The following is a 24,802-nucleotide window of genomic DNA, read 5'->3' as shown; positions in this document are numbered from 1 at the left end:
ACGGCCCGTGCCCGCGGCCCGTCGACGCCCTCCAATAGGATGGACGCATGCCCGACGCCGCCCCCCTGCCTCCCCGCGAGACGCCCGCCGCCGTGCTGTGGGACATGGACGGCACCCTCGTGGACACCGAGCACCTGTGGAACGCCGCCCAGCGCCGCCTCATGGCGGAGCACGGCGGCACGTGGTCGAACGAGCTCGCCGCCTCCCTCGTGGGCCGGCCCCTGGACGTGGGCGCCCGCCACCTGCAGGAGGCCGGGATCCGCCTCGGGGTCCCCGAGATCATCGAGCGGACCATGGCGGAGGTGGCGCGCGGCGTCGTCGAGCGGGTGCCGTGGCGGCCCGGCGCCCTCGAGCTGCTGCGCGAGCAGGCGGCCGCCGGCGTGCCCGGTGCGCTCGTGACCATGTCCCACGCGCCGCTGGCCCGCGTGCTGGCCGAGCGCGCTCCGGGCGGGGCACTGGCCGTGGTGGTCACCGGCGACCAGGTGACGCGGGGCAAGCCCGATCCCGAGGCCTACGCCCTGGCCCTCGCCCGCCTCGGCGAGCTGCGGCCCGGCCTCGCGGCCGCCGACTGCGTGGCGGTGGAGGACTCGCCCGTGGGCGTGGGAGCGGCCATGGCCGCCGGCCTGCCCACGGTGGGCGTGCCCAGCGTGCTCCCGCTGCCCCCCGGCGCCGCGACCGTGCAGTGGGACACCCTGGCCGGGCGGACGCTCGCCGACCTCGCGGCCGTCCGATCCGCGCGTCCGGGCGGAGCCGGATGACCCGCCGGCCCGGCCTGCCCATCGGCCGCGCGGCGGGCGCCCCGGTCTACCTCTCCTGGACGTGGGCCCTCGTGGCCGCGTTCGTGGTCCTCACCTTCGGGCCGCAGATCCAGCGCGCCCTGCCCCACCTCGGGGCGGGCGCCTACGCGGTGGCCCTCGGCTACGCCGTGCTGCTCGCGCTCTCCGTGCTGGCGCACGAGATCGCCCACGCCGTCGTCGGGCGGGCCTTCGGGGACCGCGCGGAGGAGATCGTGCTCACGCTGTGGGGCGGGCACACCCAGTTCCGCGGCCCGCAGGCCGGGCCGTGGGGGACGGTGGCCACCGCGATGGCCGGGCCCCTGGCCAACCTGGCGGTGGCCGGCCTCGCGTGGCTCGCCGCGCTGACGCTGCCCACGGCCTCCGTGGCCGGGCTCCTCCTGGACATCACCGTGTGGGCCAACCTCCTGCTGGCCGCGTTCAACGCGCTGCCGGGCATGCCCCTGGACGGCGGCCGGCTCGTCGAGTCCGCCGTGTGGGCCTCCACCGGCTCCCGGGACCGCGGCCTCGTGGCGGCGGGCTGGTCCGGGCGCGCGATCGCCGTCCTGCTGGTGGGCGCCGCGGTCGCGGGCCCGCTGCTGCGCGGGCAGCGGTCCGACCTGCTGATGTCCCTCCTGCTCGCGTGGGTGGGCGTGATCCTGTGGCGGGGGGCCGGCGCGTCCGTCGAGCGCGGGCGGTGGGGCGGCCGCCTCGCCGCGCTCACGCTGGCCTCCCTCGAGATCCCCGCGGTGGCCGTCCCCGCCGAGGGCTCGGTGGCGCACGCGCTCCGGATGGCCGACGGCGGCCGCCGCGCCGCCGTCGCCGTGGACGCCACCGGCACGCCCCGCGGCGTGCTCGACCTGACGGCCGTGGTGCACCGCCCGGCCGACGAGCTCGAGCGCACCCCCGTGAGCGCGGCATGCACCGCGCTCGCGCCCGGCGCCGTGGTGCGCCGCGCCGATCTCCCCGCCTCCGGCGCCGACCTCGTGGCCCGCCTCGGCGAGCCCGACCTCCCCGTGCGCGTGCTCACGGACGCCCGCGACGGCGTGGCCTCCGTGCTCCCGCGCGACACCCTCCTGGCCGCCGTCCACGCGACGCGGCACTCCACGGACGACCCCTCTGCGAAGGAGAACCGAGCATGACCGAACCCACCGGCGTGAGCAGTCGACGAGGCCCCCTGCGGGCCGGAGAGCGCGTGCAGATCAAGGACGCCAAGGGCCGCCTGAACACCATCACCCTGCTTCCGGGCGGGGAGTTCCACAGCTACCAGGGCGTGCTGCGGCACGACGAGCTGATCGGCGGCTCCGAGGGCGTGGTGGTGCCCAACTCCGCGGGGCAGGAGTACCAGGTGCTGCGCCCCCTCCTCAACGACTTCGTGCTCTCCATGCCGCGCGGGGCCACCGTGGTCTACCCCAAGGACGCCGGCCAGATCGTGCAGCAGGCGGACATCTTCCCGGGCGCGGTGGTGGTGGAGGCCGGCGTCGGCTCGGGCGCCCTCTCGTGCTCGCTGCTGCGCGCCGTCGGCGACGGCGGCCGGCTCCACTCCTATGAGCGGCGCGAGGAGTTCGCGGACATCGCGCGCGCCAACGTGGAGTCCTTCTTCGGCGCCGAGCACCCCGCGTGGTCGATCCACCTCGGCGACGCCCAGGAGGAGATGCTGCACGTCCACGAGCCCGGCTCGGTGGACCGCGTGGTCCTGGACATGCTCGCCCCGTGGGAGTGCCTCGACGCCGTGGCCACCGTGCTCGCCCCCGGCGGCGTGTGGCTGAACTACGTGGCCACCGCCACCCAGCTCTCCCGCGTGGCCGAGGCCATCCGCGACTCCGGGAAGTTCACCGAGGTGCAGGCCAACGAGACCCTCGTGCGCGGCTGGCACCTGGACGGGCTCGCCGTGCGCCCGGACCACCGCATGGTGGCCCACACGGGCTTCCTCCTCACCGCCCGTCGCCTCGCGACCGGGGAGGAGGCGCTGCTGCTGAAGAAGCGCTCCAAGGTGTCCGAGTTCAAGGCGGTGGACGTCGAGGCGTGGCAGCCCTCGGACGAGTCGCGCTGGACCCCGCAGGCCCTCGGCGAGCGGCCCGTGTCGGACAAGAAGGCCCGCAAGGCCGCGAAGGAGGCGCGGCTCATGGCCCGCCGCGCCAAGGAGGCCCAGACCCCGGGCAGCGACCCCGACGCGTTCCCGGACCTGTCCACGGGGCAGATGGCGCCGCCCGCGTCCACGCCGGCGACGGACGCGGGAGGGCCGGAGGCGTGAGCGCGCTCTCCGCGGCCGACGACGGCCGCCGCCTCGCGGAGGCCCAGGAGCTGCTGCGCCAGTCCCAGGCCGAGGCGGAGCGCCTGCGGCACCAGCTGGACTCGGCGCAGCGCCACGCCGCGCAGCTGAGCGAGCGCCGCCGCGCCGCCCAGGCGCAGACCGACGCCGCGGCGCGCAACAACCGCCGCATGGTCGAGCTGCTCGAGGCCACGCGTGCGGAGATCACCACGCTCAAGGAGACCCTGGACGCCACGACGCACGCGCCCTTCACGTTCGCGACCCTCGAGGCCGTGCACGCCCCGCGCCCGCCCCACGCCGGCGTGGAGACCGGCGCGATCGTGCGCGGCGGCGCCGACGTGGTGCAGAACGGCCGCCGCCTGCGCGTCGCCGTCTCCCCGCTCCTGGACCCGGAGAGCCTGACGCCCGGCTCCACCGTGCTGCTCGACGACTCCAGCACCGTGGTGGGCATCGGGCCGACCACGCACGCGGGCCAGCTGCTGCGCGTGAAGGAGGCGCTGCCGGACGGCGGGCTCGTGCTCGCCGGCGCGGCCGACGAGGAGCGCGTCGTCCGGCGCGCCCCCGCGCTCGAGGGCGTCGAGCTGCGCCACGGCGACGCCGTCGCCGTGGACGCCCGCCTCGAGTGGGCCCTGCGCGCGGTGACGCTCTCCGACGTGGACGAGGTCCTGCTCGAGGAGGTGCCGGACACCTCGTTCGAGGACATCGGCGGCCTGGGCCCGCAGATCGAGCGGATCCGCGAGGCCGTGGAGATCCCGTTCCTGCACCCCGACCTCTACCGCGAGCACGGCCTGCGCGCGCCCAAGGGCATCCTGCTCTACGGCCCGCCCGGCACGGGCAAGACCATGCTGGCCAAGGCGGTCGCGCGCGCCCTCTCGGCACGCTCGGCGGACGGGGAGCGCTCCTACTTCCTCAACATCAAGGGCCCCGAGCTGCTGAACAAGTACGTGGGCGAGACCGAGCGGCAGATCCGCGTGATCTTCGACCGCGCCCGCCAGAAGGCGGCGGCGGGCTTCCCCGTGGTCGTGTTCTTCGACGAGATGGAGTCCCTGTTCCGCACGCGCGGCGCGGGCGTCTCCTCGGACGTGGAGACCACGATCGTCCCCCAGCTGCTCGCCGAGATCGACGGCGTGGAGTCCCTGGACAACGTGATCGTGATCGGCGCGTCCAACCGCGAGGACATGATCGACCCCGCCGTCCTGCGTCCCGGACGCCTCGACGTGAAGATCCGCGTCGACCGCCCGGACGCGCGCGGCGCCGTCGACATCATGGCGCGCCACCTCACGGACGACGTGCCGCTGCACCCGGAGGAGACGGCCGCCGCCGGGGACGCGGAGTCCGCCCGCGAGGAGCTCATCTCCACCGCCGTCACGGCCCTCTACGAGCGCGGCCCCCGCACCGCGCTGGCCGAGCTCACGGACGCCTCTGGCGCGGTCACCGTGCTGCACCTGGCGGACCTGGTCTCGGGCGCCGTGGTCGCGGACGTGGTGGACCGCGCCAAGCGCCACGCGGTTCGGGACCTGCTCGCCGCGGACCAGGACCCCTCCGCGCGCGGCCTGCGCGCCGCACACCTGCTCGAGGCCGTCGACGGCGTGCTCGAGGACCAGACCGACCTGCTCTCCACGGCCGCGCCCGCCGAGTGGGCGCGCACCTCTGGCTGGCGGGGCCCGGCGCTGACCCGCCTGAGGATGCTGCGGGGGCCCGGGCGCGGGGCCGGCCCGGCGGGGGAGGCCGGGGCGTGAGCGGGCGGCAGGGACCGGCGGGCCCCTCGACGTCGGCCGCGCCCGCGTTCGCGGGTCAGCGGCGGCTGTTCCCGGCGGACCTGGCGGCGCCCCCGCACGGCCGCGACGCCGCCGGGTGGGGCGTGCACCGCGTGATGGGCACGGAGACCGAGTTCGGCATCCACGCGCCGGCCAACCCCGGTGCGCACCACAGCGTGCTCTCCACCGAGCTGGTCAACGCGTACGCGGACCTGGCGACGCGGACGGGCTCGGCCGTGGCCGGCACGGAGTGGGACTACACGGGCGAATCGCCCCTGGTGGACGCGCGCGGCTGGCGCATGCCCCGCTCCGCCGCCCACCCCTCCCAGCTCACCGACCAGGCGCTCGTGGGCCCGGACGGCGAGCCCGTGCACCTGCTGCTCTCCACCGTGCTCACCAACGGCGCGCGGTGGTACGTGGACCACGCGCACCCCGAGTACTCCTCGCCCGAGACCACCTCGCCGCGCGCGGCCATGGTCTGGGACGCCGCGGGCGACCGGATCGCCCAGGCCGCCGCCGAGCACATCGGTGCCGGGGAGGGCCACCCCGAGGTGCTCGTGTACAAGAACAACGTGGACGGCAAGGGCCGCTCCTACGGCGCCCACGAGAACTACCTCGTGGCCCGGGCCCTGGACTTCGACGAGCTCGCCGCCGTGCTCCTCCCGTTCTTCGCCGCGCGCCAGGTGCTCGTGGGCGCCGGCCGCGTGGGCCTGGGGGAGGCGGGGGAGCAGCCCGGGTTCCAGCTCTCCCAGCGCGCGGACTACTTCGAGGAGCAGGTCGGGCTGGAGACCACCATCCGCCGGCCCGTCGTCAACACGCGCGACGAGCCGCACGCCGTCCGCGACGCGTACCGGCGCCTGCACGTGATCATCGGCGACGCGACCCTGAGCCAGCACGCCACGTGGCTGCGGATGGGCATGACCGCCCTCGTGCTCGCGACGGCCGAGGCCGGGACCGCGCCGCGGCTCGTCCTCGACGACCCCGTGGCCGCGCTGCAGACCATCAGCCACGACCCCACGCTGACGGCCACCGTGCCGCTGCGGGAGTGGGCGGGGGACGGGGCCGTCGACGGCGGCGCGTGGGTCCGACACGAGTGGACCGGCCTGCAGATCCTCGGGGCCTATCACCGCGCCGCGGAGGCGCACTGCGCCCGCTTCGGGGTGGACGACGCCGAGACCGCCGCGGTGCTCACCGCGTGGGGCGAGGACCTGAGCGACGCCGCGGCCGACCCGCTCTCCCTGGCCGACCGTGCCGACTGGGCGGCCAAGCTGCGCCTCCTGGAGGGCATGCGCGCCCGCTCCGGCGCCGACTGGTCCGACCCCCGCCTGGCGATGCTCGACCTCCAGTACGCCGACCTGCGCCCGGACAGGTCGCTGCACCGCCGCCTCGTCGCGGCCGGCGCCATGCGGGTGCTCGCCGACGAGGCCGAGGTGACGGCCGCCGTCGCGGGGCCTCCGCGCAGCACCCGGGCGTGGACCCGCGGCCGCCTGGTGCGCCACCACAGCGCGCAGGTGGTCGGGGCGGCATGGGACTCCGTGCTGCTGCGGCCCGCGGAGGAGGGCCGGCTCCACCGCCTGCGCCTCGCGGAGCCGCTCGTGGGCGCCGCGGACGATCTCCCGGGATGGTGGGAGGACGCGGGATCGGGCGCGGCGCGCCTGCCCACCCCGGACGAGCTGGTCACGACGCTGGTGCCGCTCTTCGGGGAGTGAAGGACGCGCGGCCGCCCGTCACCGATTGACCCGACGGGGCGCCGCGAACACGCTGGAGTGCGTCCCGTCCCGTCCCGGGCGGACGGGCGACGGAGGTTCGCCGCCCGCCGCCGCACCGCCCCGGACCACCCGCGCCTCAGGAGGCCCCCATGTTCATCCCCCGCGTCGCCGACGGCGTGCACCTGCTCACCCACGCGAACGTCAACCTCTACCTCCTCGAGGACGAGGACGGGGTCACCGTGGTCGACGCCGGGCTGCCCAGCATGTGGCCCATGCTCCAGGACGCGCTCGAACAGCTCGGGCGCCGACCGGACGAGGTCCGGGCGCTCGTGCTCACCCACGGGCACTTCGACCACGTCGGCTTCGCCCGCCGCGCGCAGCGCGCCTGGGGGCTGCCCGTGCTGGTGCACGAGGGGGACCGGCGCCTGGCCGCCCACCCGTACCGCTACAAGCCCCAGAGCAGCCGCGTCCTCTACCCGCTCCTGCATCCCCGGTCCCTGCCGCTGATCGGCGGCATGGCGCTGGCCGGGGCCCTCCAGGTCCGGGGGGTGAAGGAGACCCGGACCCTCGCGGCCGGCGCCCCGGCCCCCGTGCCCGGGCGGCCGCACGTGATCCACACCCCCGGCCACACGGACGGCCACGTGATCCTGCACCTGCCCGACCGGGACGCCGTCATCAGTGCCGACGCCCTCGTGACACTGGACCCGTACACCGGGCGCACCGGACCGCAGATCGTCGCCTCGGCGGCCACGAAGGACACCGCCCAGGCGATGGCCTCCCTCGACGCGATCGCCTCCACGGGGGCGCGCACGGTACTGCCCGGCCACGGCGGCCCGTGGCAGGGCGGGGCGGAGGCGGCCGTCGCCCACGCCCGCCGGGTCGGCGAGCACTGAGCCGCACCCGGCTCAGCCCGCGATCGACTCCCGGACCCGCGCCAGCATCGCGTCGGCGCGCTCGGTGAGCCGGTCCGCCCGGTCGATCTCGGCGCGCAGCTCGTCCGCGAGCGTCTCGTCCTTCAACGGGGACAGGTCCGTCAGCAGGGTGACCACCGCGGCGGTGAGCCCGGCGCGGGCGCACCCCAGCGCGGTGCCGACGTCGGAGAGGACGTGGGGGTTCGCGTCCGCGAGGACGCGCTCGGCGAGGTCGAGCGCGGCCGCGACGGCGTCGACGATGTCCCGCGGGGGACGGACGGCCTCGGCGAGCGCGTCCTGGACGGCGGCCGAGCGGTGCTCCTTCTGCTCGGGCGTGTCCTGGGGGAGCCCGTAGGCGTCGGCGACGGCCGCGAAGCCGCGCTCGTCCGCGTCCGAGAGGCGCAGGCAGGCGCCGATGACCTTCTCGCCCTCCGCCACGAGATCCTCCCGCTCGGAGAAGCGGGCGGCCATGCAGATCAGTCCGACGCCCTCGGCGACGGCGAGCGCCCCGGTGGCGCCGCCGCCGGGGGTTGGCTCCCCGGAGGCCAGGCGGGTCAGGTAGTCCTCGATGCTCTCGTGGCGGATCATGCGGACATCCTCCCAGCCCGAGGGCGTTCAGCCCAGGGGTCGCTCCCACCCCTCGAGGGGGCCCGGGCGGACCGTGAAGAGCGGGTGGACGTCGGGGACCGCCACGTCCTCCCAGCGGGCGAGCCACTCGGGGCTGCGGGCGGCGAGCTTGGCCCGCAGGTGCTCCCACTCGTAGTCCCGCTGGCCGGCGGTGACGGGGACGGGCTCCACGGCGTCCGTCCCCGGATGGTCGATCCGGGAGCGGTCGAAGCGGTAGCCGCGCGCGGTGGCCTCGTCCGCGAGGCCGGTGAGATACGCCCCGACGGCGCGGTGCGGGTCGGGATGCGCGCGGAACCGCTCGAGCTGGGGATGGTGCTGGTACCCCCTCGTCCGCCCGGCCATCACGGCCTGGGCGAGCAGCGCCTCGCGCCACCCGCCGGTCAGGCCCTGACGGTCGAGGTAGCGGGGGTGCAGGGTCCAGAGGCGCATGGCGACCATCCTGACACCCCGCGCCGTCCGGCGTAGGGTCGAGGGCGAATCCCGTCCCCGCATCGAGGAGCACCCCATGGCCCAGGACAAGGCCCAGCACCAGATCCGCCCCCGCCCCGCCGGCGGGGGCGACGACGCGGCCGCGGCCGGCCAGGCGCAGGCCCGCCCCGCGTCCCAGGACGCCGGCCTGGACAGCCTCCTCGACGAGATCGACGCCGTCCTCGAGTCCAACGCCGAGGAGTTCGTCAAGGGCTTCGTCCAGAAGGGCGGCCAGTGATCGGCGTCGCTCCCGTGGACGCGGAGCGCTCCCGCCGCATCTTCGGCCTCGAGACCGAGTACGGCGTGCAGCACTGGAACCCCGGCGCCCGGCCCCTGAGCGCGGAGGAGGTGGTCCGCTACCTCTTCCGCCCCGTGGTGGAGTGGGGCCGGTCCTCGAACGTCTTCGTCCGCAACGGCTCCCGCCTCTACCTCGACGTCGGCTCGCACCCCGAGTACGCCACCGCGGAGTGCTCCACGCTCGAGGAGCTGATCGCCTCCGACGCCGCGGGCGACCTGATCCTCCAGGACCTCATCGCCAAGGCTGAAGACCACATGGCCGCGGACGGCATCGGCGGGCGCATCTACCTGTACCGCAACAACGCCGACTCCTCGGGCAGCTCCTACGGCAGCCACGAGAACTACCTGCTCCGACGGCGCACCGAGTACCGCCGCCTCACCGAGGCGCTGGTGCCCTTCCTCGTCTCCCGCCAGATCCTGGTGGGCGCCGGCCGTGTGGTCCCCGCCGGCACGTGGCCGGATGGCTCGGGCACGGCGCACTTCGCCTTCTCCCAGCGCGCCGACTTCGTGCAGGACGGGGTCTCCTCCTCCACCACCCGCTCCCGTCCCATCATCAACACCCGGGACGAGCCGCACGCCGACGCCTCCGAGTACCGCCGCCTCCACGTGATCGTGGGGGACACCAGCCTCTCCGAGCACACCCACCTGCTGCGCTTCGGCGCCACGGACCTCCTGCTGCGGATGATCGAGGCCGGCTTCCCGCTGGGGGACAGGGTGGTGGCCCAGCCCACGAGGGCGGTCCGCCAGATCTCACACGACCTCACGGGCACCGCGCGCATCGCTCTGCGCGAGGGCGACGCCTCGGCCCTCGAGCTGCAGGAGCACTACCTCGGGCGCGCCCGTGCGTTCGTGGACCGCGAGGGCGCCCACCACGAGCGGGTGGAGGAGATCCTCGAGCTGTGGGGCGCGGTGCTCGAGGCCGTGCGCAGCCAGGACTTCACCCCCATCGAGGACCGCATCGACTGGGCGATCAAGCGGCGCGTGCTCGAGGACTACCGCGCCCGGCACGACCTCGCGTGGGACTCCCCGCGCGTGGCCCAGCTGGACCTGGCCTTCCATGACATCACGGAGGGCCGCGGCCTGTTCCGCATCCTGCGCGAGCGCGGCACGGTGCGTCGCCTGCTGCCCGAGGACGCCGCGCGCGACGCCGTCGGCGCCGCCCCGCCGACCACGCGTGCCCGCGTGCGCGCGGACTTCATCGCCCGTGCCCGCGAGCGCGGCATGGACTACGCCGTGGACTGGACCACGCTGAAGCTCACCGACCACCCGCTGCACGCCATCTCGGCGAAGGACCCGTTCGAGACCTCCTCGGCCGCGGTCGACCGGCTCTTCGAGCGGGTGGGGGCGGCGGGCTGACCGGATTCCCCAGCCACCGCCGCTAGGGTGGCCCGCATGACCACCCACGAGAACCCCATCCCGGGCGCGTCCCGTCGTCGGCGTCCGCTGACCCTGCTGTCCCTCGGCCTCGCCTCCCTCCTGCTCGCCACAGGGTGTGCCGGCGGGCAGGACGCCGGCGAGGAGCCCGAGCCCTCGGCGCAGTCCTCGCAGAGCACCACGCAGCAGGCAGGCGAGTCCGAGGCGCCGCGCAAGGCCGTCGGCGAGGGCCAGGGCGAGCCCGGCGCGCTCGAGGGCGTGCACGTCACCGAGGCGGAGAACGGCGAGCCCGAGGTGAGGGTCGAGACGCCGATCGAGACCGACCAGCCGAGCACGCGGGTCCTCACGGCCGGCGAGGGCGAGATGGCCCGGTCGGGCGACGTCGTGAAGTTCTCCACGGTGATCGTGGACCCGGACACGGGCGAGGTGAAGGCCGAGAACTTCTCCTCGGAGCCACAGACCACGCCGCTGGACGACCGGGTCCAGCAGATGTTCCCCGAGATGTTCGAGCTGTTCGCCACCAACGGCGTGGGCAGCGTCGTCGCGGCCTACTCGCCCGAGCGTCAGGAGCCCACCGGCCCGGCCCCGTCCGCGTCCTCCTCCCCGTCCGCCTCGCCCTCCACGACCACGGTGCCGGCGCAGCTGTTCGTCTACCGCATCGACGCGATCGTGCCGCGCACGGCCCAGGGGGCCGAGGTCACGGAGCGCGACGATCGCCTGCCCGAGGTCAGCGTGGGCGAGGACGGCACGCCCACGATCGCCAAGCCCGAGGGCAGCCCTCCGGCGGAGATGGTGGTCCAGCCCCTCATCCAGGGCGAGGGCGCCGAGGTCGGGGAGGACGACACGGTCACCGTGCAGTACAGCGGCGTGACGTGGTCCGACGGGGAGACCTTCGACTCCTCGTGGGAGAGGGGCGCGTCGGCCACGTTCAGCCTCAACGGCGTGATCCCGGGCTGGAAGGAGGGCCTGGCCGGGCAGAAGGTCGGCTCGCGCGTCCTGCTGTCCATCCCTGCGGACAAGGCCTACGGTGAGCAGGGCAGCCCGCCGAAGATCGGTCCGAACGAGCCGCTGCTCTTCGTGGTGGACATCCTCGACGCCCAGGCTCCGGCCGCCCCGCAGAACTGACCCCCCCATCCCCGACCCCAAGGAGAACGCCGTGTCCTTCGGCCAGCGTGACTACGACCGCGACCGCCCCGAGATCGAGTTCCCCGGCGACACCCCGCCCACCGAGCTCGTGGTGGAGGACCTCATCCCCGGCTCCGGCCCCGCGGTGGAGCGCGGATCCCGCGCCCAGGTGCACTACGTGGGCGTCTCGTGGTCCACGGGCGAGGAGTTCGACGCCTCATGGAACCGCGGCACTCCGCTGCCGCTGACCGTGGGCGTCGGCCAGGTCATCGCCGGGTGGGACCAGGGCCTGCTGGGCATGCAGGTGGGCGGTCGCCGTCGCCTCGAGATCCCGCCGCACCTGGCCTACGGGTCCCAGGGGGCCGGGGGCGCCATCGGCCCGGACGAGACCCTCATCTTCGTGTGCGACCTGGTCTCGATCGACTGACCCGACCCTGACGCCGTGGCCGCCTCCCTCGCCCGCCGCTCCACCGCCGAGCCCGCCGAGCGGATCATCTCCCTGCTGTGGCTGCTCCTCCACGAGCCCCGCGGCTACACGCGGGAGCAGATCCGTCGCCTCGTGGTCGGCTACGAGGACCTGGGCGAGGGGGCGTTCGCCAAGCTGTTCCAGCGGGACCGCCGCGTGCTGCGCGCCGTGGGGGTCCCCCTGCTGCGTGCGGCCCGGACCGACGACGGCGGCGAGGACGCGGAGGAGGGATCGCGGTACCGCGTGGACCGCGAGGCGCTCCTGCTGCGCGACCTCGACCTGACGGTGGACGAGCGCCGGGCGCTCGTGCGGGCCCGCCGGCTGTGGGCGGACTCCCCGCTGCGCGCGGACGTGGTGCGCGCCGTCGGGCTGCTCTTCCATCCGGCCGACCTGGCCGACGACGACGCCCTCGCCGGCTACCACACCGTGATGCCGCGGTCGGATCCGCGGCTCGAGGTGCTCACCGAGGCCGCGGCCGAGCAGAGCACGGTGCGCTTCGCGTACCGCGACGCCGCGGGGGCGCTGCGCGAGCGGACCGTGCGCGTCTGGTTCCTCACCCTCGTGCGGGGGCGCTGGTACGCCACCGGATGGGACCTGGACCGCGGCGCCGAGCGCAGCTTCCGCCTCACCCGCATGGAGACCGATCCGGTGCTCGCCGAGCACGCCCCCGAGGCCCCCGCGCGTCCCGAGGGCTATGACGCCGCCGGCCTGCGCGTGCGCCTGGCCGGGCAGGCCGACGCCGAGCGCGTGCGGGTGTGGCTCGCGCCGGGACGCGGCCAGGCGGTGCGGGTGGCCGGGCGCGCCGTGGACCCGCGGGCGGACGACGGCCCCCCGCCGGCGGAGGGGTGGGAGCTGTGGGAGGCCGCCGGCGGAGCTCGTGAGGACGGGCTCGGCGCCGAGGTGGCCGCCCTCCTGGGGGAGGCCCTCTTCTCCCCGGCCCATGCGGGCCTCGTCCACCGTCTCGCCGAGGGCCTCGAGGCCGCCGCCGCCGTGCACGCCCCAGAGCCGGATCCCGCGTGGGAGTCCCTGTCGCTGGCCCCGCCCGTGCGCCGCCGCGCCCGACACTCGAGCGAGGACCTCGTGGGCCGGCTCCTGGACATCGTGGGGCTGGCCAACCGCGCCGGAGGCGTGGAGCGTGCCGAGCTGCTGGACCGCCTCGGCGTCACGTCCCGGGAGCTGGACCGCGACCTCGAGCTCCTCGCGTACTGCGGCATGCCCGAGCGCGAGTTCCCCGGCTTCCAGTTCGACGTGGAGGAGGAGGGCGGCCGGATCCGCGTCCACCAGGCGGCCGAGCTCGCCGCCCCGGTGCGGCTCACCCTGCCGGAGGCGCACACCCTCGTGGCCACCCTCCAGACCGTGGCGGACATGACCGTGCTGCCCGCCGCGGACCGGGAGGCCGCCCGCTCGGCGCAGCGCCGGATCCGCGAGCGGCTGATCGCCGCGGGGGAGCCGCTGGCCGAGGACTCGGAGAGCGCCGCCCTCCTCGACGCCCCCGCGCCGGGCGCGGCGGGCCCGGCCGCCGTCGTCGCGCACTGGGACGTGGCGGTGGACCCGGAGACGGTGCGCACGCTCCTGGACGCGATCGCGGAGCACCGCGTGCTGCGGCTGCGCTACCACGCGGTGCGCTCGGACACCCAGTCCGAGCGGGACGTGGAGCCGCTCGCCGTGGTCCAGGACCGCACCCGGCTCTACCTGCACGCGTGGTGCCGCGAGGCCGGCGACCACCGGGTCTTCCGCGTGGACCGCGTGAGCGAGATCCGGGAGACCGGCGAGAGGTTCCGGCCCCGCCCGCGCCCCGCTGCCTCCCACGCTCCCTCCGACGCCGGCGACGAGGGGCTCGTCGCGGTGGTGCGGTGGTCCCACCGCGTGCGCGACGCCGCGGACGGCTACCACCCCCTCGCGCAGGCCCACCTGCCCGGAGGGGACCGTGTCACCCGGCTCGCGCTGACCGGCGCGGACGTCGCCGCGGCGCTCGTGGCCCGGCACGCCGGCGACGTCGAGGTGCTCGCCCCGGCGGCGCTGCGCGCTGAGGTCGCGGAGCGGGCCGGGAGGGCCGCTCGACGGGCCCGCACCGGGGTAGCCTAGGCGCAGGAACCGATCGAAAGGACCCTCCACCATGGCCGGACTCCAGGGATGGCAGCTCGTCATCATCATCCTGATCGCGCTGCTGCTGTTCGCCGCGCCCAAGCTCCCCACGATGGCCCGCAACCTGGGCCAGTCCATGCGCATCTTCTCCTCCGAGGTGAAGCAGATGCGCACCGAGGGCAAGGAGGAGAAGCCGAGCAACGGCTCCACCGCCGCGGACGCCACGGAGCCGGTCGAGGGCCGCGTCGTGGACCCGGACCCCCGCCCGCGCGACGACCGCTGATCCGCGAGAGGCACCGCATCCATGACCTCCGTCGAGGGTGAGGAGCGCGCCGCCGGGCGGCGCCGCACGAAGGCCCGGAAGCAGAAGAACCCCCACGGGGAGATGCCCCTGCGCGAGCACCTCACGGAGCTGCGCAACCGCATCCTGATCTCGGCCGTGGCCATCGCGCTCGGCTCCATCGTGGGATTCCTCCTCTACGAGCCGATCTTCACCGCGCTGGTGGCCCCCGTGGTCGAGGCCGGCAAGGGCCGGCTCTCCGCCGTGACCTTCGACTCCGTGGGTGCGCCGTTCGACATCATGCTCCAGGTGTCGATGTTCATCGGGCTGCTCGTCTCGAGCCCGGTGTGGCTCTACCAGATCTGGGCGTTCGTGATGCCGGGCCTGAAGAAGAACGAGAAGCGCTACGCGCTCGGGTTCCTCGGCGTCGCCATCCCGCTGTTCCTCGCCGGCGTCGGCCTGGGCTGGCTCGTGATGCCCCAGGCCGTGCAGTTCTTCATCCAGTTCTCGCCGGCCAACATGCCCAACCTGATCCCCGCCCAGTCGTACATCCCGTTCGTGCTGCGCCTGTTCCTGGCCTTCGGGGCCTCCCTGGTGCTGCCGGTGTTCCTGGTCGGGCTGAACATGATCGGCGTGCTCCCCGGGCGCACCATCGTCCAGCACTGGCGCATCACCGTGTTCGGCGTGGCCCTGATCGCCGCGCTGGCCGCCCCCGGCAGCGACGCCGTCTCGATGTTCTACCTCGCGGTCCCGCTGGTGCTGCTCTTCGGCGCCTCCATCGTGCTCTGCCTTCTGAACGACCGGCGTCGCGCGCGTCGCGCCGGCCACCGCGAGCAGGACGTCGAGGCGGAGATCGCCGCCGGCCCCCGCCCGCTCGACGAGATCTGACCCCGGCCCCGCAGGGTCGACCGGCGCCCGTCTCCGCCCACGGCGGAGACGGGCGCCGCACTTCCTCTGCCGCCAGAACCGGCCGCTAGGGTGGCGGTCATGGTCCCCGTCATCCCGAACGAGCCGAGGGGCGATGACGCCCTGCCCCACGACGAGCCGCAGCTCAGCCCGGCCGAGCGCTACGCCCGCGCCCGGGCGTCCCGCACCCACGCCGGATCCCAGCTCGGCCTGTTCGCCGCGGGCCTGGGCTTCCCCCTGGACGACTTCCAGGTGCGTGCGTGCGGCGAGGTGGAGGACGGCCACGGCGTGCTCGTGGCGGCGCCCACCGGAGCGGGCAAGACGGTGGTCGGGGAGTTCGCCGTCCACCTCGCCCTGGCCCGGGGGACCAAGGCGTTCTACACCACGCCCATCAAGGCGCTGAGCAACCAGAAGTACACGGACCTGGTGCGCGCCCACGGCGCCGAGCGAGTGGGCCTGCTCACCGGTGACACCTCCATCAACCCGGACGCGCAGGTCGTGGTGATGACCACGGAGGTGCTGCGCAACATGCTCTACGCGGACTCCGACGCCCTCACCGACCTCGGGTTCGTGGTGATGGACGAGGTGCACTACCTCGCGGACCGCTTCCGCGGCCCCGTGTGGGAGGAGGTGATCATCCACCTGCCCGAGCACGTGCAGCTGATCTCCCTCTCCGCCACCGTGTCCAACGCGGAGGAGTTCGGCGCGTGGCTGGACACCGTGCGCGGCGCCACCACCGTCGTCGTCTCCGAGCACCGCCCCGTGCCCCTGTGGCAGTACGTCATGGCGGGCAGCCACCTCTACGACCTCTTCGCGGAGGACGTCGCGTTCGAGGACACCGCGGACCGGGACGGCGCCGCCCTGCTCAACCCCGAGCTCAAGCGCCTGGCCGTCGAGGCCGAGCGCGGAACGCAGCGCCCCGACTGGGGCCGGCCCGGCCGCCGCCAGGACAAGGGCGGCCGCGGCGGCGGGCCCAAGGGCCGCACCAGGGGCGGCCGCGGCGGGCGGGACGATCGTCCTGACCGTTCCGGCCGTCCGGCGGCGTCGGGCTGGGACCGGGACCGGGGCGCCACCGCGCGCACCGACCACGGCGAGGACGGCCCGCGCCGCCGCAGCATGACTACCTCCCGCCCGGAGATGATCCGCGTGCTGGACCGCGAGGGCCTGCTGCCCTGCATCACCTTCATCTTCTCGCGAGCCGGGTGCGACGGCGCCGTGGAGCAGTGCCTGCGCGCAGGGCTGGACCTCACCACGCCGCGCGAGAAGGCCCTCGTCGCCGAGCGCGTCGAGGAGGTCGCGCGCCTCCTGCCGCCCGAGGACCTCGAGGTGCTCGGCTTCTGGGCGTGGCGCGACAGCCTCTCCCGGGGCTTCGCCGCCCACCACGCCGGCATGCTGCCCCCGTTCAAGGAGGCCGTGGAGGACCTGTTCGCCGGCGGCGCCCTGAAGGCCGTCTTCGCCACGGAGACCCTGGCACTCGGCATCAACATGCCCGCCCGTTCCGTGGTCATCGAGAAGCTCGTGAAGTTCAACGGCGAGTCCCACGTGGACATCACGGCGGGGGAGTATACCCAGCTCACGGGCCGCGCCGGCCGCCGCGGGATCGACGTGGAGGGCCACGCCGTGGTGATGTGGCGTCCCGGCCTGGACCCGGCCGCCGTCGCCGGCCTGGCCTCGCGCCGCACCTATCCGCTGCGCTCCTCGTTCCGCCCCACCTACAACATGTCGGTGAACCTGCTGTCCCAGGTGGGCGCGGACCGTGCCCGCGGCATCCTCGAGTCCTCGTTCGCACAGTTCCAGGCGGACCGCTCCGTGGTGGGCCTCGCGCGCGAGGTCCGGTCCAAGGAGAGCAGCCTCGAGAAGTACGCCGCGGCCATGGAGTGCCACCTGGGGGACGTCGGCGAGTACCTCGGGCTGCGCAAGGAGCTCGCCTCCGTGCAGAAGTCCGGCTCGCAGGGGCGCCGGCGCGCCCAGATCGCGGCCGTGAAGGAGTCGCTGTCGGACCTCGCGCCGGGCGACGTCATCCAGCTCGACGACGGGCGCCAGCTCGGCCGCGCCGTCGTGGTCCTCCCCGCGGGCAACCCGCAGAACCCGCGCGTGGGCGTCGTGACGGACAAGGCGCAGCTGCGCCGCATCACGGTCGACGACGTCACGGGCCCCGTGGACCCGATCGCGGGAGCCGTCCTGCCGCAGCTGCTGCAGGTGAAGACCCCCGCGCAGCGCAAGGACATCGCGGCCGCGATGCGGGAGGCCGTGCGGACCCACCGCCCGCCCACGGGGGGACGACGCCGCTCCACGGGCTTCCGCCTGCAGGAGGACACCGTGTCCCCCCGCGCCGAGGAGCTGCGCCGCGCCCTCGAGCGCCACCCGTGCCACGGGTGCCAGGACCGGGAGGAGCACCTGCGCTGGGGCGAGCGCTGGTGGGGGATGAAGCGTGAGCTCTCGGTGCTGCGCGAGCGGATCGCGGGTCGCACCAACACGATCGCCCGCACGTTCGATCGCGTGGTGGGCCTGCTGAACTCCTACGGCTACGTCCGCGACGACGTCGCCGACCCGGCCGACGCCCTCACGGACAAGGGCCAGACCCTGCGGCGCATCTACGGCGAGCGCGACCTCTTCGCCTCGCTCGTGCTGCACGACCCGGCGACGGCCTCGCTGACGCCCGAGGAGTGGGCATGCGTGGCGGCGCTGCTCGTGTACCAGGGCAAGGGCGAGACCCGCGGCGTGGTGCCGATGCCCACGGCGCGGCTGGCCCGCGTGGCGGAGGCCGCGGAGGCGATCGAGGCGGACCTCGCCGCCGCCGAACAGGCCGCCCGCCTGGACCCGACCCCGCCCACCGATCCCGGGCTCGTGGGGCCGGTGCACCGCTGGGTGCGCGGCAAGTCCCTGCGGGACACCCTGCAGGGCGCGGACCTCGCGGCGGGCGACTTCGTGCGCTGGGCCCGCCAGGTGATCGACGTGCTCGACCAGCTGGCCCAGGTGCCCGGCGACGCGCACCGCTCCCGGGCGTGCCGACGCGCGGCGGGCCTGGTGGCCCGCGGAGTGGTGGCCACCTCCCTTCCCGGCGCCGCCCAGCCCGGGGCGCTAGGGTGAGCCGCGTGAGAGCGCACCTGTTGACGAACGGCATCATCCACTCCGCCTCGGATCCCTACGCCACCGCGGCCCTCGTGGCCGACGGCGTGGTGGCGTGGCTGGGGTCCGACGACTCCGCCGCGCTCGTGGCCGGCCCGGAGGTGCCGCGCCAGGACCTGGACGGGGCGGTCGTGGCCCCCGCCTTCGTGGCCCCGTGGGGCACGGCCGCCGACGCGCGGGACGCCCTGCGCCGCGGCACCGCCGTGGTCACCGTGCTCGAGGGCTGGGACGCGCGGTCGCAGGGCCAGGCCGACGCCGCTCCGCCCGCGCCGTCCTCCCGACCGGCCGCCCGGACCGTGGTCTACCGGGCCCCCGAGACCGTGGACGCCGCGGCCGCGGGCGTGTGGCTGCCCACGGACGACGGGCTCGACGCGTCCTCCCTCGCGGGGCTGGTGGCCGCGTCGACGCAGGCGGGGGAGCAGGCCTACCTCGTGCCGGCCCACCGGGACCACACCGGGGATCCCGACGCCGCCGCCCGCGCCCAGTCCGCCGCCGTCGCCGCCCTGCGCTCCGTCGCGGGGGAGCTCGGCGCCCCGGCGCTGGGGCGCGTCCGCCACCGGCTGGCGGTGACCGGGCCCCTGGACGCCGCGGACCGCGGTTTCCTGGCCGGAATCGGCGTGTCCGTGACGGTCGCCCCGGACGCCGAGGGCGTCCTGCGCGCCCCCGTGGCCTCCCTCCTGGCGGACGCCGTGCCGCTCGCCCTCGCGGCGGGCCCCGACGGCGACCCGTGGGCGGCCGTCCGCGCCGCGCTGACGCACCCGGAGGAGGACGAGCGGATCTCCGCACGCTCCGCGTTCACCGCCGCCACCCGCACCGGCCTGCGCGTCCTGCCGGACGTGCCGGCCGCCCGTGTGGAGGCCACCCCGCGCCTCGTGGTCTCCGCCGCGGCCACCTTCGCCGTGTGGGACGCCGACGCCGTGACGGTGCAGTCCCCGGACGGCCGCGTGGCCGCGTGGAGCACCGACACCCGCGCCGGCACGCCCCTGCTGCCCGCCCTGGACGCCGAGACCGCGCTGCCGCGCTGGCGCGCCACGTGGCTGGACGGCGCGGTGGTCGCCCAGGCGTGAGACCCGCCGCGCGCGCCGCTGGACGGCGCGCGCCCGAGCGGTTCCTATACTCGAACGGATGACCACGGCCCGCCGACCGGCGCACGGCCGAACCGAACGGCCCGAGGAAGGCGTGAGAGACGCATGCGCGTGCTGACCATCATCCCCACCTACAACGAGATCGAGTCGCTGCCGCTGACCCTCGGTCGACTCCGCGAGGCCGTCCCCGAGGTGGACGTGCTCGTGGTGGACGACTCCTCCCCGGACGGCACCGGCGAGTGGGCCGACCGCCGCGCCGCCGAGGACGCGGGCGTCCACGTGCTGCACCGCGCCGAGAAGAACGGCCTGGGCGGGGCGTACATCGCGGGCTTCCGCTGGGGGCTCGAGCGCGGCTACGACGTGCTCGTGGAGATGGACGCCGACGGCTCGCACCAGCCAGAGCAGCTGCCCCGACTCCTGGAGGCCGTCCGCACCGCGGACCTCGTGATCGGCTCCCGCCGCGTGCCCGGCGGCAAGATGGTCAACTGGCCGATGTCCCGCAAGCTCATCTCCTTCGGCGGCTCGCTCTACCCCCGCATCATGCTCGGCCTCAACCTCACGGACATCACCGCCGGCTACCGCGCCTACCGCGCGGACGTGCTGCGCGAGATCGACCTCGACGACGTGCAGTCCAAGGGCTACGGCTTCCAGGTGGACATGACGTTCCGCACCGCCCGCCTGGGCAAGCGGATCGTGGAGGTCCCCATCACCTTCGTCGAGCGCGAGCTCGGCGAGTCCAAGATGAGCGGCGGCATCATCGGCGAGGCCGTGGTCAACGTGACCCGCTGGGGCCTGGCCGCCCGCGCCGAGCAGCTGGGCAAGCTGTTCGGCCGCTGACCGGCGCACCGCCCGCAGACGACGAGGGCCCGACCACGTGGTCGGGCCCTCATGGCGTGCGGGGGAGCGGCTCAGGCGTCGACGGCCTCGCCGCGGCTGGCGCGCAGCTTCTTCAGCTGGATCTCGAGGGTCTCCTCGAGCTCAGGGATGGAGCGGCGCTCGAGCAGCATGTCCCAGTGGCTGCGGACCGGCTTGCCCTCGGGCTCCGTCGGCTTCTCGCCGCTGACCAGGAAGGCCTCCTTGCCCGTCTTGGACGTCCAGGTGGCAGGCACGTCGGCCTCCACCGCGAAGGTGACGAACACCTGCTCGCCGTCCTCGGTGCGGTACTCCACACGCTGGCGGGCGGCGGGCTCGACGCCGGCCTCCGACTCCAGGGACTGGGCCCCCAGGCGCATGCCGCGCAGGCTGCGATCGCTCACGTTTCCTCCTCGTCAGGCCGCGCGGACTCCGCCCGTCTCGCGGGCGGAGGCGGCTGCGCGCGGCGGTCGTCTCTCCGATGGTGCAACCACCCAGTCTCCCACGGCATTCCCGGGCGGGCGGACGGGGTCCGCCCGCCCGGGAATGCCGTGGGTGCTCAGCGCGGCGGCTGGGTCGTCCCGGCGGGGGCGGTGCCGGGCACGGGGCCGGGCTCGGTCGGCTCGTCGAGTCCCTGCGGCGTCGCCAGCGCCTCGTCGAGGGAGGTCTGGGGCATGTCGTCGGCCGTGACCGCGCCGCCGGTCATGGCCTCGAGCACGCCGCTCGAGCGCAGTGCCTCCACCGTGGTGGGGCGGGAGCCGCGCAGGGCGCGGCGGGTGCCGGGCGCCGCGTCGTCGCGCCCCGCCGCGGAGTCCGACGCGGGAGAGCCGCCCTCGTCTGCACCGGCCCCGTCCTGCCCGCCGGAGCGCCGCGCGCCGGGGCCGAACGCCTCCCCGAGGCCCTCGAGGGCGCGGGTCAGCTCGGCGGGGACGACGAACATGGTGTTGGACTGGCCCTCGGCGATCTTCGGCAGCTGCTGGAGGTACTGGTAGGCGAGCACCTCCGAGTCCGCCTGACCGCCGTGGATGGCGTCGAAGACCACCTCGATGGCCTCGGCCTCCGCGTTGGCCCGGAGCACGCGGGCCTGGGCGTCGCCCTCGGCGGCGAGGATCTGCGCCTGGCGCTCGCCCTCGGCCGTGAGGATCTGGGCCTGCTTGGTGCCCTCGGCCGTGAGGATGGCCGCGCGGCGATCCCGTTCGGCGCGCATCTGCTTCTCCATGGAGTCCTGGATGGACAGGGGCGGATCGATCGCCTTGAGCTCCACGCGGGAGACACGCAGGCCCCAGCGGGTCGTGGCGTCGTCGAGGACGAGGCGCAGCTGCGAGTTGATCGAGTCGCGCGAGGTGAGCGCCTCCTCGAGGTTCATGCCGCCCACCACGTTGCGCAGCGTCGTGGTGGTCAGCTGCTCGACGGCCTGGATGTAGTTGGCGATCTCGTAGGTGGCGGCCTTCGCGTCGGTGACCTGGAAGTAGACCACCGTGTCGATCGAGACCACGAGGTTGTCCTCGGTGATCACGGGCTGCGGCGGGAAGGAGACCACCTGCTCGCGCATGTCCACCTGGGGGAGCATGCGGTCGATGAACGGGATGATGAGCGTCAGCCCGGCGCCTGCGGTGCGTTGGTACTTGCCGAGCCGCTCGATGTTGGCCGTGCGGGCCTGGGGGATGATCTTGACCGAGCTGGCCAGGATCACCACCACGACGGCCGCGAGCACGACCAGGACGATCAGGAGTTCCATGGGGTCTTCCTCTGCGGTGGGTGGTCGGGGGTGGTTCGGGAGGGCCGGCCGGGCGGAGCCGTGGCGGTCAGTCTCGGGCGGCGTCCCAGTCGATGCGCGGGACGGGGGCGACGATGAGCGTCGCTCCGTCCACGCGGAGGATCCGCACGTCCGTGCCGGGCTCGGCGTCCGGGGCGCCGGCGTCCACGCGCGCGGACCAGGTGTCGCCGTCCACGCCGATCAGCCCGGACTCGCGCGTGATGGCGGCGTCAGCGGTGAGGCGCCGGCCGGGGAGCGTGTCGAGGTAGGAGGCGGAGGCGGCGTCGTCGCCGTGCAGGCGGCGCAGCGCCGCGGGGCGGACGGCGGTCAGCATCAGGAGGGAGACGACGGCGAACAGCACGATCTGGACCCAGAGATCGGCGCCGGCGAGGGCGGCCACGCCCCCCGCGGCGGCGCCGGCGGCCAGCATGAGGAACAGCAGGTCCAGGGTGAGCACCTCGACGCCCGCCAGGACGAGGGCGAGCACGAGCCACAGCCATCCGGCGTTGGCCTCGATCCACTCCATCCGACACCTCCGTGCTCTGGGGGTGATCGGGCCGTGCCGGCCCGACGCTCTCCGTCGCGCGTGGCCTGCGCCACAGCGTCCCCTGCGCTCCATCCTGCCCGATGGAGGTCCGAATTCCCACCGACGCCGCCGGAGGCCGGGGGAGAGTCGCACGGCCGGGCGCGGGAGAGGAGCCCGGGCCGACCGGCCGGTACTGTGACCCGCATGACAGTCGCCGCCCCCGCGCCCCCTCCCTCCCTCCTGCTCGAGCCGCTCACGGTCCGCGGAACGGCGCTGCCGAACCGCGTGGTGATGGGCTCGATGCACCTGGGACTCGAGGACCGCCACGAGGACCTGCCGCGGCTCGCGGCGTTCTACGCGGAGCGGGCACGCGGCGGCGTCGGGCTCATCGTCACCGGAGGAGTGGCGCCGGTGCCGGAGGGCGCCGTCACGTCCGGAGGCGGGGCCCTCGCCTCCGACGCGGACGCGGCCGCCCACCGCGTCGTCACGGACGCCGTGCACGCCGCGGGCGGGCGGATCCTCGTCCAGCTCCTGCACGCGGGCCGCTACGCCCCGACCCCGGAGCTCGTCTCGGCCTCCGCCACGCGCGCCCCGATCTCCCGGCTGACCGCGCGGGAGATGACCGCGGAGGACATCGCGGAGACGGTCGCCGCGTTCGAGCGCTCCGCCCGCCTGGCGCTGGAGGCCGGCTACGACGGCGTGGAGGTCATGGCCTCCGAGGGCTACCTCCTCAACCAGTTCCTCGCCCCCGCCACGAACCGGCGCGAGGACGAGTACGGGGGATCCGCCCTCAACCGGCGCCGCTTCCCGGCCGCGGTCGTCGCCGCGGTGCGGGCCGGTCTGGGGGAGCGCGGGCTGCTGTCCGTGCGGACCTCGCTCATCGACCTCGTGGCACAGGGCCAGGACCTCGAGGAGGTCCGGGACACCGCTCGCGCATTCGAGGCGGCCGGGGCGGACCTGCTCATGACGGGCATCGGCTGGCACGAGTCGCGCGTGCCCACGATCGTCACCTCCGTGCCGCGCGCCGCGTTCGTCCCGACGACGGCGGCCGTCAGGGACGCCGTCTCCATCCCGGTGATCGCGGCGAACCGGATCACGACGCCGGCCGATGCCGAGCAGATCCTCGCCTCCGGCGCCGCAGACCTCGTCGCCCTCGCCCGCCCGCTGCTGGCCGACCCGGCATGGGTGAGGAGCATCGGCTCGGACGACCCCGCCGACCTCACCCCCTGCATCGCGTGCAACCAGGCGTGCCTGGACCACGTGTTCACGGGGGAGCCCGTCAGCTGCCTCATGAACCCCCGGGCCGGCAGGGAGACCGACCCGCGCTACGCCGTGCCGGTGCCGGTGGAGATCGGGCGGCGCCGCCGCGTCGCCGTGGTCGGCGCGGGGCCGGCGGGGCTGACGGCCGCGCACCGCGCGGCGCAGTTCGGCCATGAGGTCGTCCTCTACGACGCCCATGACGGCGTGGGCGGCCAGTTCCGCCTGGCGCGGCGGATCCCCGGCAAGGAGGAGTTCGCCCCGGCGCTCGAGCACCTCGCGGCACGGGCGCAGCAGGCGGGAGTCGAGATGCGTCTCGGCACACGGGTGAGTGGGACAACGCTCCTGACACCGGAGGGGGCGCCGGCCTTCGACGAGGTCCTCGTGACCACCGGCGTGCGGCCCCGGGAGATCGGTCTCCCGGGAGCGGGGCAGCCCGGTGCCCCGTTCGTCCACCGCTACGAGGAGGTCATCGCGGGGCGCGTGGTCTGCGGGCCGCGCGTCGCGGTGATCGGCGCGGGAGGTGTCGGCGTGGACGTGGCCGAGTTCCTCGCCGCCGGGGGAGAACGGGCCGACGGCGAGCCCGAGTCCGTGGACCACTGGCGCGCGCGCTGGGGCGTGGCCGACGCGCCGGGAGTCCGCGGAGGGCTGGTGCGCCCGCGGCCGGAGGCGCCCGCCCGGGAGGTCGTGCTGCTCCAGCGCAGCCCCGGTCCCGTGGGTGCACGGCTGCGGCCGACCACCGGCTGGGTGCATCGCGCGGAGCTGCGCCGCCTCGGCGTCGAGGCGGTCAGCGGGGCGACCTACGAGCGTGTGGACGCGGAGGGGCTGCACGTCACGCTGCCGGCGTCCGAGCCGGGCCCGGGGGCCGAGGGCGTCGGGGGACGCGTGGCCCGCGTCCTGGACGTGACCGACGTCGTGGTGTGCGCGGGGCAGGAGCCCGTGGCCGAGCTGGCCGCCGAGCTCGTCGCCGCCGGCTACCCGGAGGCCGCGGTGCGCGTGGTGGGCGGCGCCCACGACGCGCGGGAGATCGACGCCTACCGCGCGATGGACCACGCCACGCGCGCCGTGCAGGGCTGATGCCGGCGCCTCCCGCGCCTCGACCCTCCGGCCTGGCCTGCCGCGCGGCACTGAGGTGACGGGCCCGCGG

Annotated in this window: 22 protein-coding genes; 17 read left to right on the top strand and 5 right to left on the bottom strand. The window is 75.3% G+C overall.

Annotated features, from left to right (window positions below; translation table 11 throughout):
- The first annotated feature begins 47 nt into the window (after window positions 1–47).
- From NJC10_RS02140 to NJC10_RS02115, 6 genes are all read left to right on the top strand, one after another.
- Window positions 48–758, top strand: coding sequence for an HAD family phosphatase (locus NJC10_RS02140; protein ID WP_319074301.1), 711 nt, complete (start codon window positions 48–50; stop codon window positions 756–758).
- Window positions 755–1,915, top strand: a complete 1,161-nt coding sequence (locus NJC10_RS02135; protein ID WP_319074300.1) for a site-2 protease family protein — start codon at window positions 755–757, stop codon at window positions 1,913–1,915. Before NJC10_RS02140 ends, NJC10_RS02135 begins: the two co-directional genes overlap by 4 nt.
- The gene (locus NJC10_RS02130) at window positions 1,912–3,027 is read left to right on the top strand and encodes a tRNA (adenine-N1)-methyltransferase (protein WP_319074298.1); all 1,116 of its coding nucleotides are present in this window, start codon (window positions 1,912–1,914) and stop codon (window positions 3,025–3,027) included. Before NJC10_RS02135 ends, NJC10_RS02130 begins: the two co-directional genes overlap by 4 nt.
- A complete protein-coding gene (arc, locus tag NJC10_RS02125; RefSeq protein ID WP_319074297.1) occupies window positions 3,024–4,784 on the top strand; it encodes a proteasome ATPase in 1,761 nt (586 codons plus the stop codon). Before NJC10_RS02130 ends, arc begins: the two co-directional genes overlap by 4 nt.
- Entirely contained in the window at window positions 4,781–6,511 is a 1,731-nt protein-coding gene (dop, locus tag NJC10_RS02120) for a depupylase/deamidase Dop (protein WP_319074296.1), read from the top strand. Before arc ends, dop begins: the two co-directional genes overlap by 4 nt.
- A gap of 149 nt (window positions 6,512–6,660) precedes the next feature.
- Window positions 6,661–7,404 carry an MBL fold metallo-hydrolase gene (locus NJC10_RS02115; protein WP_248115536.1) on the top strand — a complete coding sequence of 248 codons (744 nt, stop codon included), beginning with the start codon at window positions 6,661–6,663 and terminating at the stop codon, window positions 7,402–7,404.
- Between the two features lie 12 nt (window positions 7,405–7,416).
- Here NJC10_RS02115 and NJC10_RS02110 read toward each other — a convergent pair whose 3' ends face one another.
- On the bottom strand, window positions 7,417–8,010 hold the full coding sequence (locus NJC10_RS02110; protein WP_319074295.1) for a cyclodeaminase/cyclohydrolase family protein: 594 nt from the start codon (window positions 8,008–8,010) through the stop codon (window positions 7,417–7,419).
- A 27-nt stretch (window positions 8,011–8,037) separates the two neighbouring features.
- A complete protein-coding gene (locus NJC10_RS02105; RefSeq protein WP_319074294.1) occupies window positions 8,038–8,478 on the bottom strand; it encodes a pyrimidine dimer DNA glycosylase/endonuclease V in 441 nt (146 codons plus the stop codon).
- Window positions 8,479–8,554: 76 nt separating this feature from the next.
- On the opposite strand from NJC10_RS02105, the gene NJC10_RS02100 reads away from it, so the two are divergent.
- The 10 genes from NJC10_RS02100 to NJC10_RS02055 all read left to right on the top strand — a co-directional run bounded on the left by NJC10_RS02100 (window position 8,555) and on the right by NJC10_RS02055 (window position 20,101).
- Window positions 8,555–8,755 (top strand): ubiquitin-like protein Pup, encoded by a 201-nt coding sequence (locus NJC10_RS02100; RefSeq protein ID WP_319074292.1) that lies wholly within the window; start codon window positions 8,555–8,557, stop codon window positions 8,753–8,755.
- Complete coding sequence (pafA, locus tag NJC10_RS02095; protein WP_319074363.1) at window positions 8,755–10,170, top strand: Pup--protein ligase; 1,416 nt, start codon at window positions 8,755–8,757, stop codon at window positions 10,168–10,170. The genes NJC10_RS02100 and pafA overlap by 1 nt, the downstream gene beginning before the upstream one ends.
- A gap of 36 nt (window positions 10,171–10,206) precedes the next feature.
- The gene (locus NJC10_RS02090) at window positions 10,207–11,313 is read left to right on the top strand and encodes an FKBP-type peptidyl-prolyl cis-trans isomerase (protein ID WP_319074291.1); all 1,107 of its coding nucleotides are present in this window, start codon (window positions 10,207–10,209) and stop codon (window positions 11,311–11,313) included.
- A 31-nt stretch (window positions 11,314–11,344) separates the two neighbouring features.
- On the top strand, window positions 11,345–11,740 hold the full coding sequence (locus NJC10_RS02085; RefSeq protein ID WP_319074290.1) for an FKBP-type peptidyl-prolyl cis-trans isomerase: 396 nt from the start codon (window positions 11,345–11,347) through the stop codon (window positions 11,738–11,740).
- 15 nt (window positions 11,741–11,755) lie between these two features.
- Window positions 11,756–13,864 (top strand): helix-turn-helix transcriptional regulator, encoded by a 2,109-nt coding sequence (locus tag NJC10_RS02080; RefSeq protein ID WP_319074289.1) that lies wholly within the window; start codon window positions 11,756–11,758, stop codon window positions 13,862–13,864.
- A 31-nt stretch (window positions 13,865–13,895) separates the two neighbouring features.
- Window positions 13,896–14,147 carry a twin-arginine translocase TatA/TatE family subunit gene (locus NJC10_RS02075; RefSeq protein WP_319074288.1) on the top strand — a complete coding sequence of 84 codons (252 nt, stop codon included), beginning with the start codon at window positions 13,896–13,898 and terminating at the stop codon, window positions 14,145–14,147.
- 21 nt (window positions 14,148–14,168) lie between these two features.
- On the top strand, window positions 14,169–15,032 hold the full coding sequence (gene tatC / locus NJC10_RS02070; RefSeq protein ID WP_319074286.1) for a twin-arginine translocase subunit TatC: 864 nt from the start codon (window positions 14,169–14,171) through the stop codon (window positions 15,030–15,032).
- A gap of 99 nt (window positions 15,033–15,131) precedes the next feature.
- Complete coding sequence (locus NJC10_RS02065) at window positions 15,132–18,140, top strand: DEAD/DEAH box helicase (RefSeq protein ID WP_319074284.1); 3,009 nt, start codon at window positions 15,132–15,134, stop codon at window positions 18,138–18,140.
- Window positions 18,141–18,145: 5 nt separating this feature from the next.
- Window positions 18,146–19,246 carry a hypothetical protein gene (locus NJC10_RS02060; RefSeq protein WP_319074282.1) on the top strand — a complete coding sequence of 367 codons (1,101 nt, stop codon included), beginning with the start codon at window positions 18,146–18,148 and terminating at the stop codon, window positions 19,244–19,246.
- A 123-nt stretch (window positions 19,247–19,369) separates the two neighbouring features.
- Window positions 19,370–20,101, top strand: coding sequence for a polyprenol monophosphomannose synthase (locus NJC10_RS02055; protein WP_248115547.1), 732 nt, complete (start codon window positions 19,370–19,372; stop codon window positions 20,099–20,101).
- 71 nt (window positions 20,102–20,172) lie between these two features.
- Here the strand turns inward: NJC10_RS02055 and NJC10_RS02050 are convergent, their stop codons facing one another.
- From NJC10_RS02050 to NJC10_RS02040, 3 genes are all read right to left on the bottom strand, one after another.
- On the bottom strand, window positions 20,173–20,520 hold the full coding sequence (locus NJC10_RS02050) for an RNA polymerase-binding protein RbpA (RefSeq protein ID WP_248115548.1): 348 nt from the start codon (window positions 20,518–20,520) through the stop codon (window positions 20,173–20,175).
- Window positions 20,521–20,675: 155 nt separating this feature from the next.
- Window positions 20,676–21,854 carry an SPFH domain-containing protein gene (locus NJC10_RS02045; RefSeq protein WP_319074280.1) on the bottom strand — a complete coding sequence of 393 codons (1,179 nt, stop codon included), beginning with the start codon at window positions 21,852–21,854 and terminating at the stop codon, window positions 20,676–20,678.
- A gap of 67 nt (window positions 21,855–21,921) precedes the next feature.
- The gene (locus tag NJC10_RS02040) at window positions 21,922–22,398 is read right to left on the bottom strand and encodes an NfeD family protein (RefSeq protein ID WP_248115550.1); all 477 of its coding nucleotides are present in this window, start codon (window positions 22,396–22,398) and stop codon (window positions 21,922–21,924) included.
- Window positions 22,399–22,602: 204 nt separating this feature from the next.
- Here NJC10_RS02040 and NJC10_RS02035 point away from each other — a divergent pair, with 204 nt between their 5' ends.
- Window positions 22,603–24,732 carry an NADPH-dependent 2,4-dienoyl-CoA reductase gene (locus NJC10_RS02035; protein WP_319074279.1) on the top strand — a complete coding sequence of 710 codons (2,130 nt, stop codon included), beginning with the start codon at window positions 22,603–22,605 and terminating at the stop codon, window positions 24,730–24,732.
- The last annotated feature ends 70 nt before the right edge of the window (window positions 24,733–24,802 follow it).

Source organism: Micrococcus sp. M4NT, from assembly GCF_033790745.1.
GTDB lineage: Bacteria > Actinomycetota > Actinomycetes > Actinomycetales > Micrococcaceae > Micrococcus.
Note: the sequence above shows the minus strand (reverse complement) of the source record. Positions and strands in the feature narration are given on the sequence as shown.

Excerpts from the sequence above, each read along its gene's own strand:
- NJC10_RS02140 (WP_319074301.1), top strand. The coding sequence starts at position 48 with ATGCCCGACGCCGCCCCCCTGCCTCCCCGCGAGACGCCCGCCGCCGTG.
- NJC10_RS02135 (WP_319074300.1), top strand. The coding sequence starts at position 755 with ATGACCCGCCGGCCCGGCCTGCCCATCGGCCGCGCGGCGGGCGCCCCG.
- NJC10_RS02130 (WP_319074298.1), top strand. The coding sequence starts at position 1,912 with ATGACCGAACCCACCGGCGTGAGCAGTCGACGAGGCCCCCTGCGGGCC.
- NJC10_RS02115 (WP_248115536.1), top strand. The coding sequence starts at position 6,661 with ATGTTCATCCCCCGCGTCGCCGACGGCGTGCACCTGCTCACCCACGCG.
- NJC10_RS02110 (WP_319074295.1), bottom strand. The coding sequence starts at position 8,010 with ATGATCCGCCACGAGAGCATCGAGGACTACCTGACCCGCCTGGCCTCC.
- NJC10_RS02105 (WP_319074294.1), bottom strand. The coding sequence starts at position 8,478 with ATGCGCCTCTGGACCCTGCACCCCCGCTACCTCGACCGTCAGGGCCTG.
- NJC10_RS02100 (WP_319074292.1), top strand. The coding sequence starts at position 8,555 with ATGGCCCAGGACAAGGCCCAGCACCAGATCCGCCCCCGCCCCGCCGGC.
- NJC10_RS02090 (WP_319074291.1), top strand. The coding sequence starts at position 10,207 with ATGACCACCCACGAGAACCCCATCCCGGGCGCGTCCCGTCGTCGGCGT.
- NJC10_RS02075 (WP_319074288.1), top strand. The coding sequence starts at position 13,896 with ATGGCCGGACTCCAGGGATGGCAGCTCGTCATCATCATCCTGATCGCG.
- tatC (WP_319074286.1), top strand. The coding sequence starts at position 14,169 with ATGACCTCCGTCGAGGGTGAGGAGCGCGCCGCCGGGCGGCGCCGCACG.
- NJC10_RS02065 (WP_319074284.1), top strand. The coding sequence starts at position 15,132 with ATGGTCCCCGTCATCCCGAACGAGCCGAGGGGCGATGACGCCCTGCCC.
- NJC10_RS02055 (WP_248115547.1), top strand. The coding sequence starts at position 19,370 with ATGCGCGTGCTGACCATCATCCCCACCTACAACGAGATCGAGTCGCTG.
- NJC10_RS02045 (WP_319074280.1), bottom strand. The coding sequence starts at position 21,854 with ATGGAACTCCTGATCGTCCTGGTCGTGCTCGCGGCCGTCGTGGTGGTG.
- NJC10_RS02040 (WP_248115550.1), bottom strand. The coding sequence starts at position 22,398 with ATGGAGTGGATCGAGGCCAACGCCGGATGGCTGTGGCTCGTGCTCGCC.
- NJC10_RS02035 (WP_319074279.1), top strand. The coding sequence starts at position 22,603 with ATGACAGTCGCCGCCCCCGCGCCCCCTCCCTCCCTCCTGCTCGAGCCG.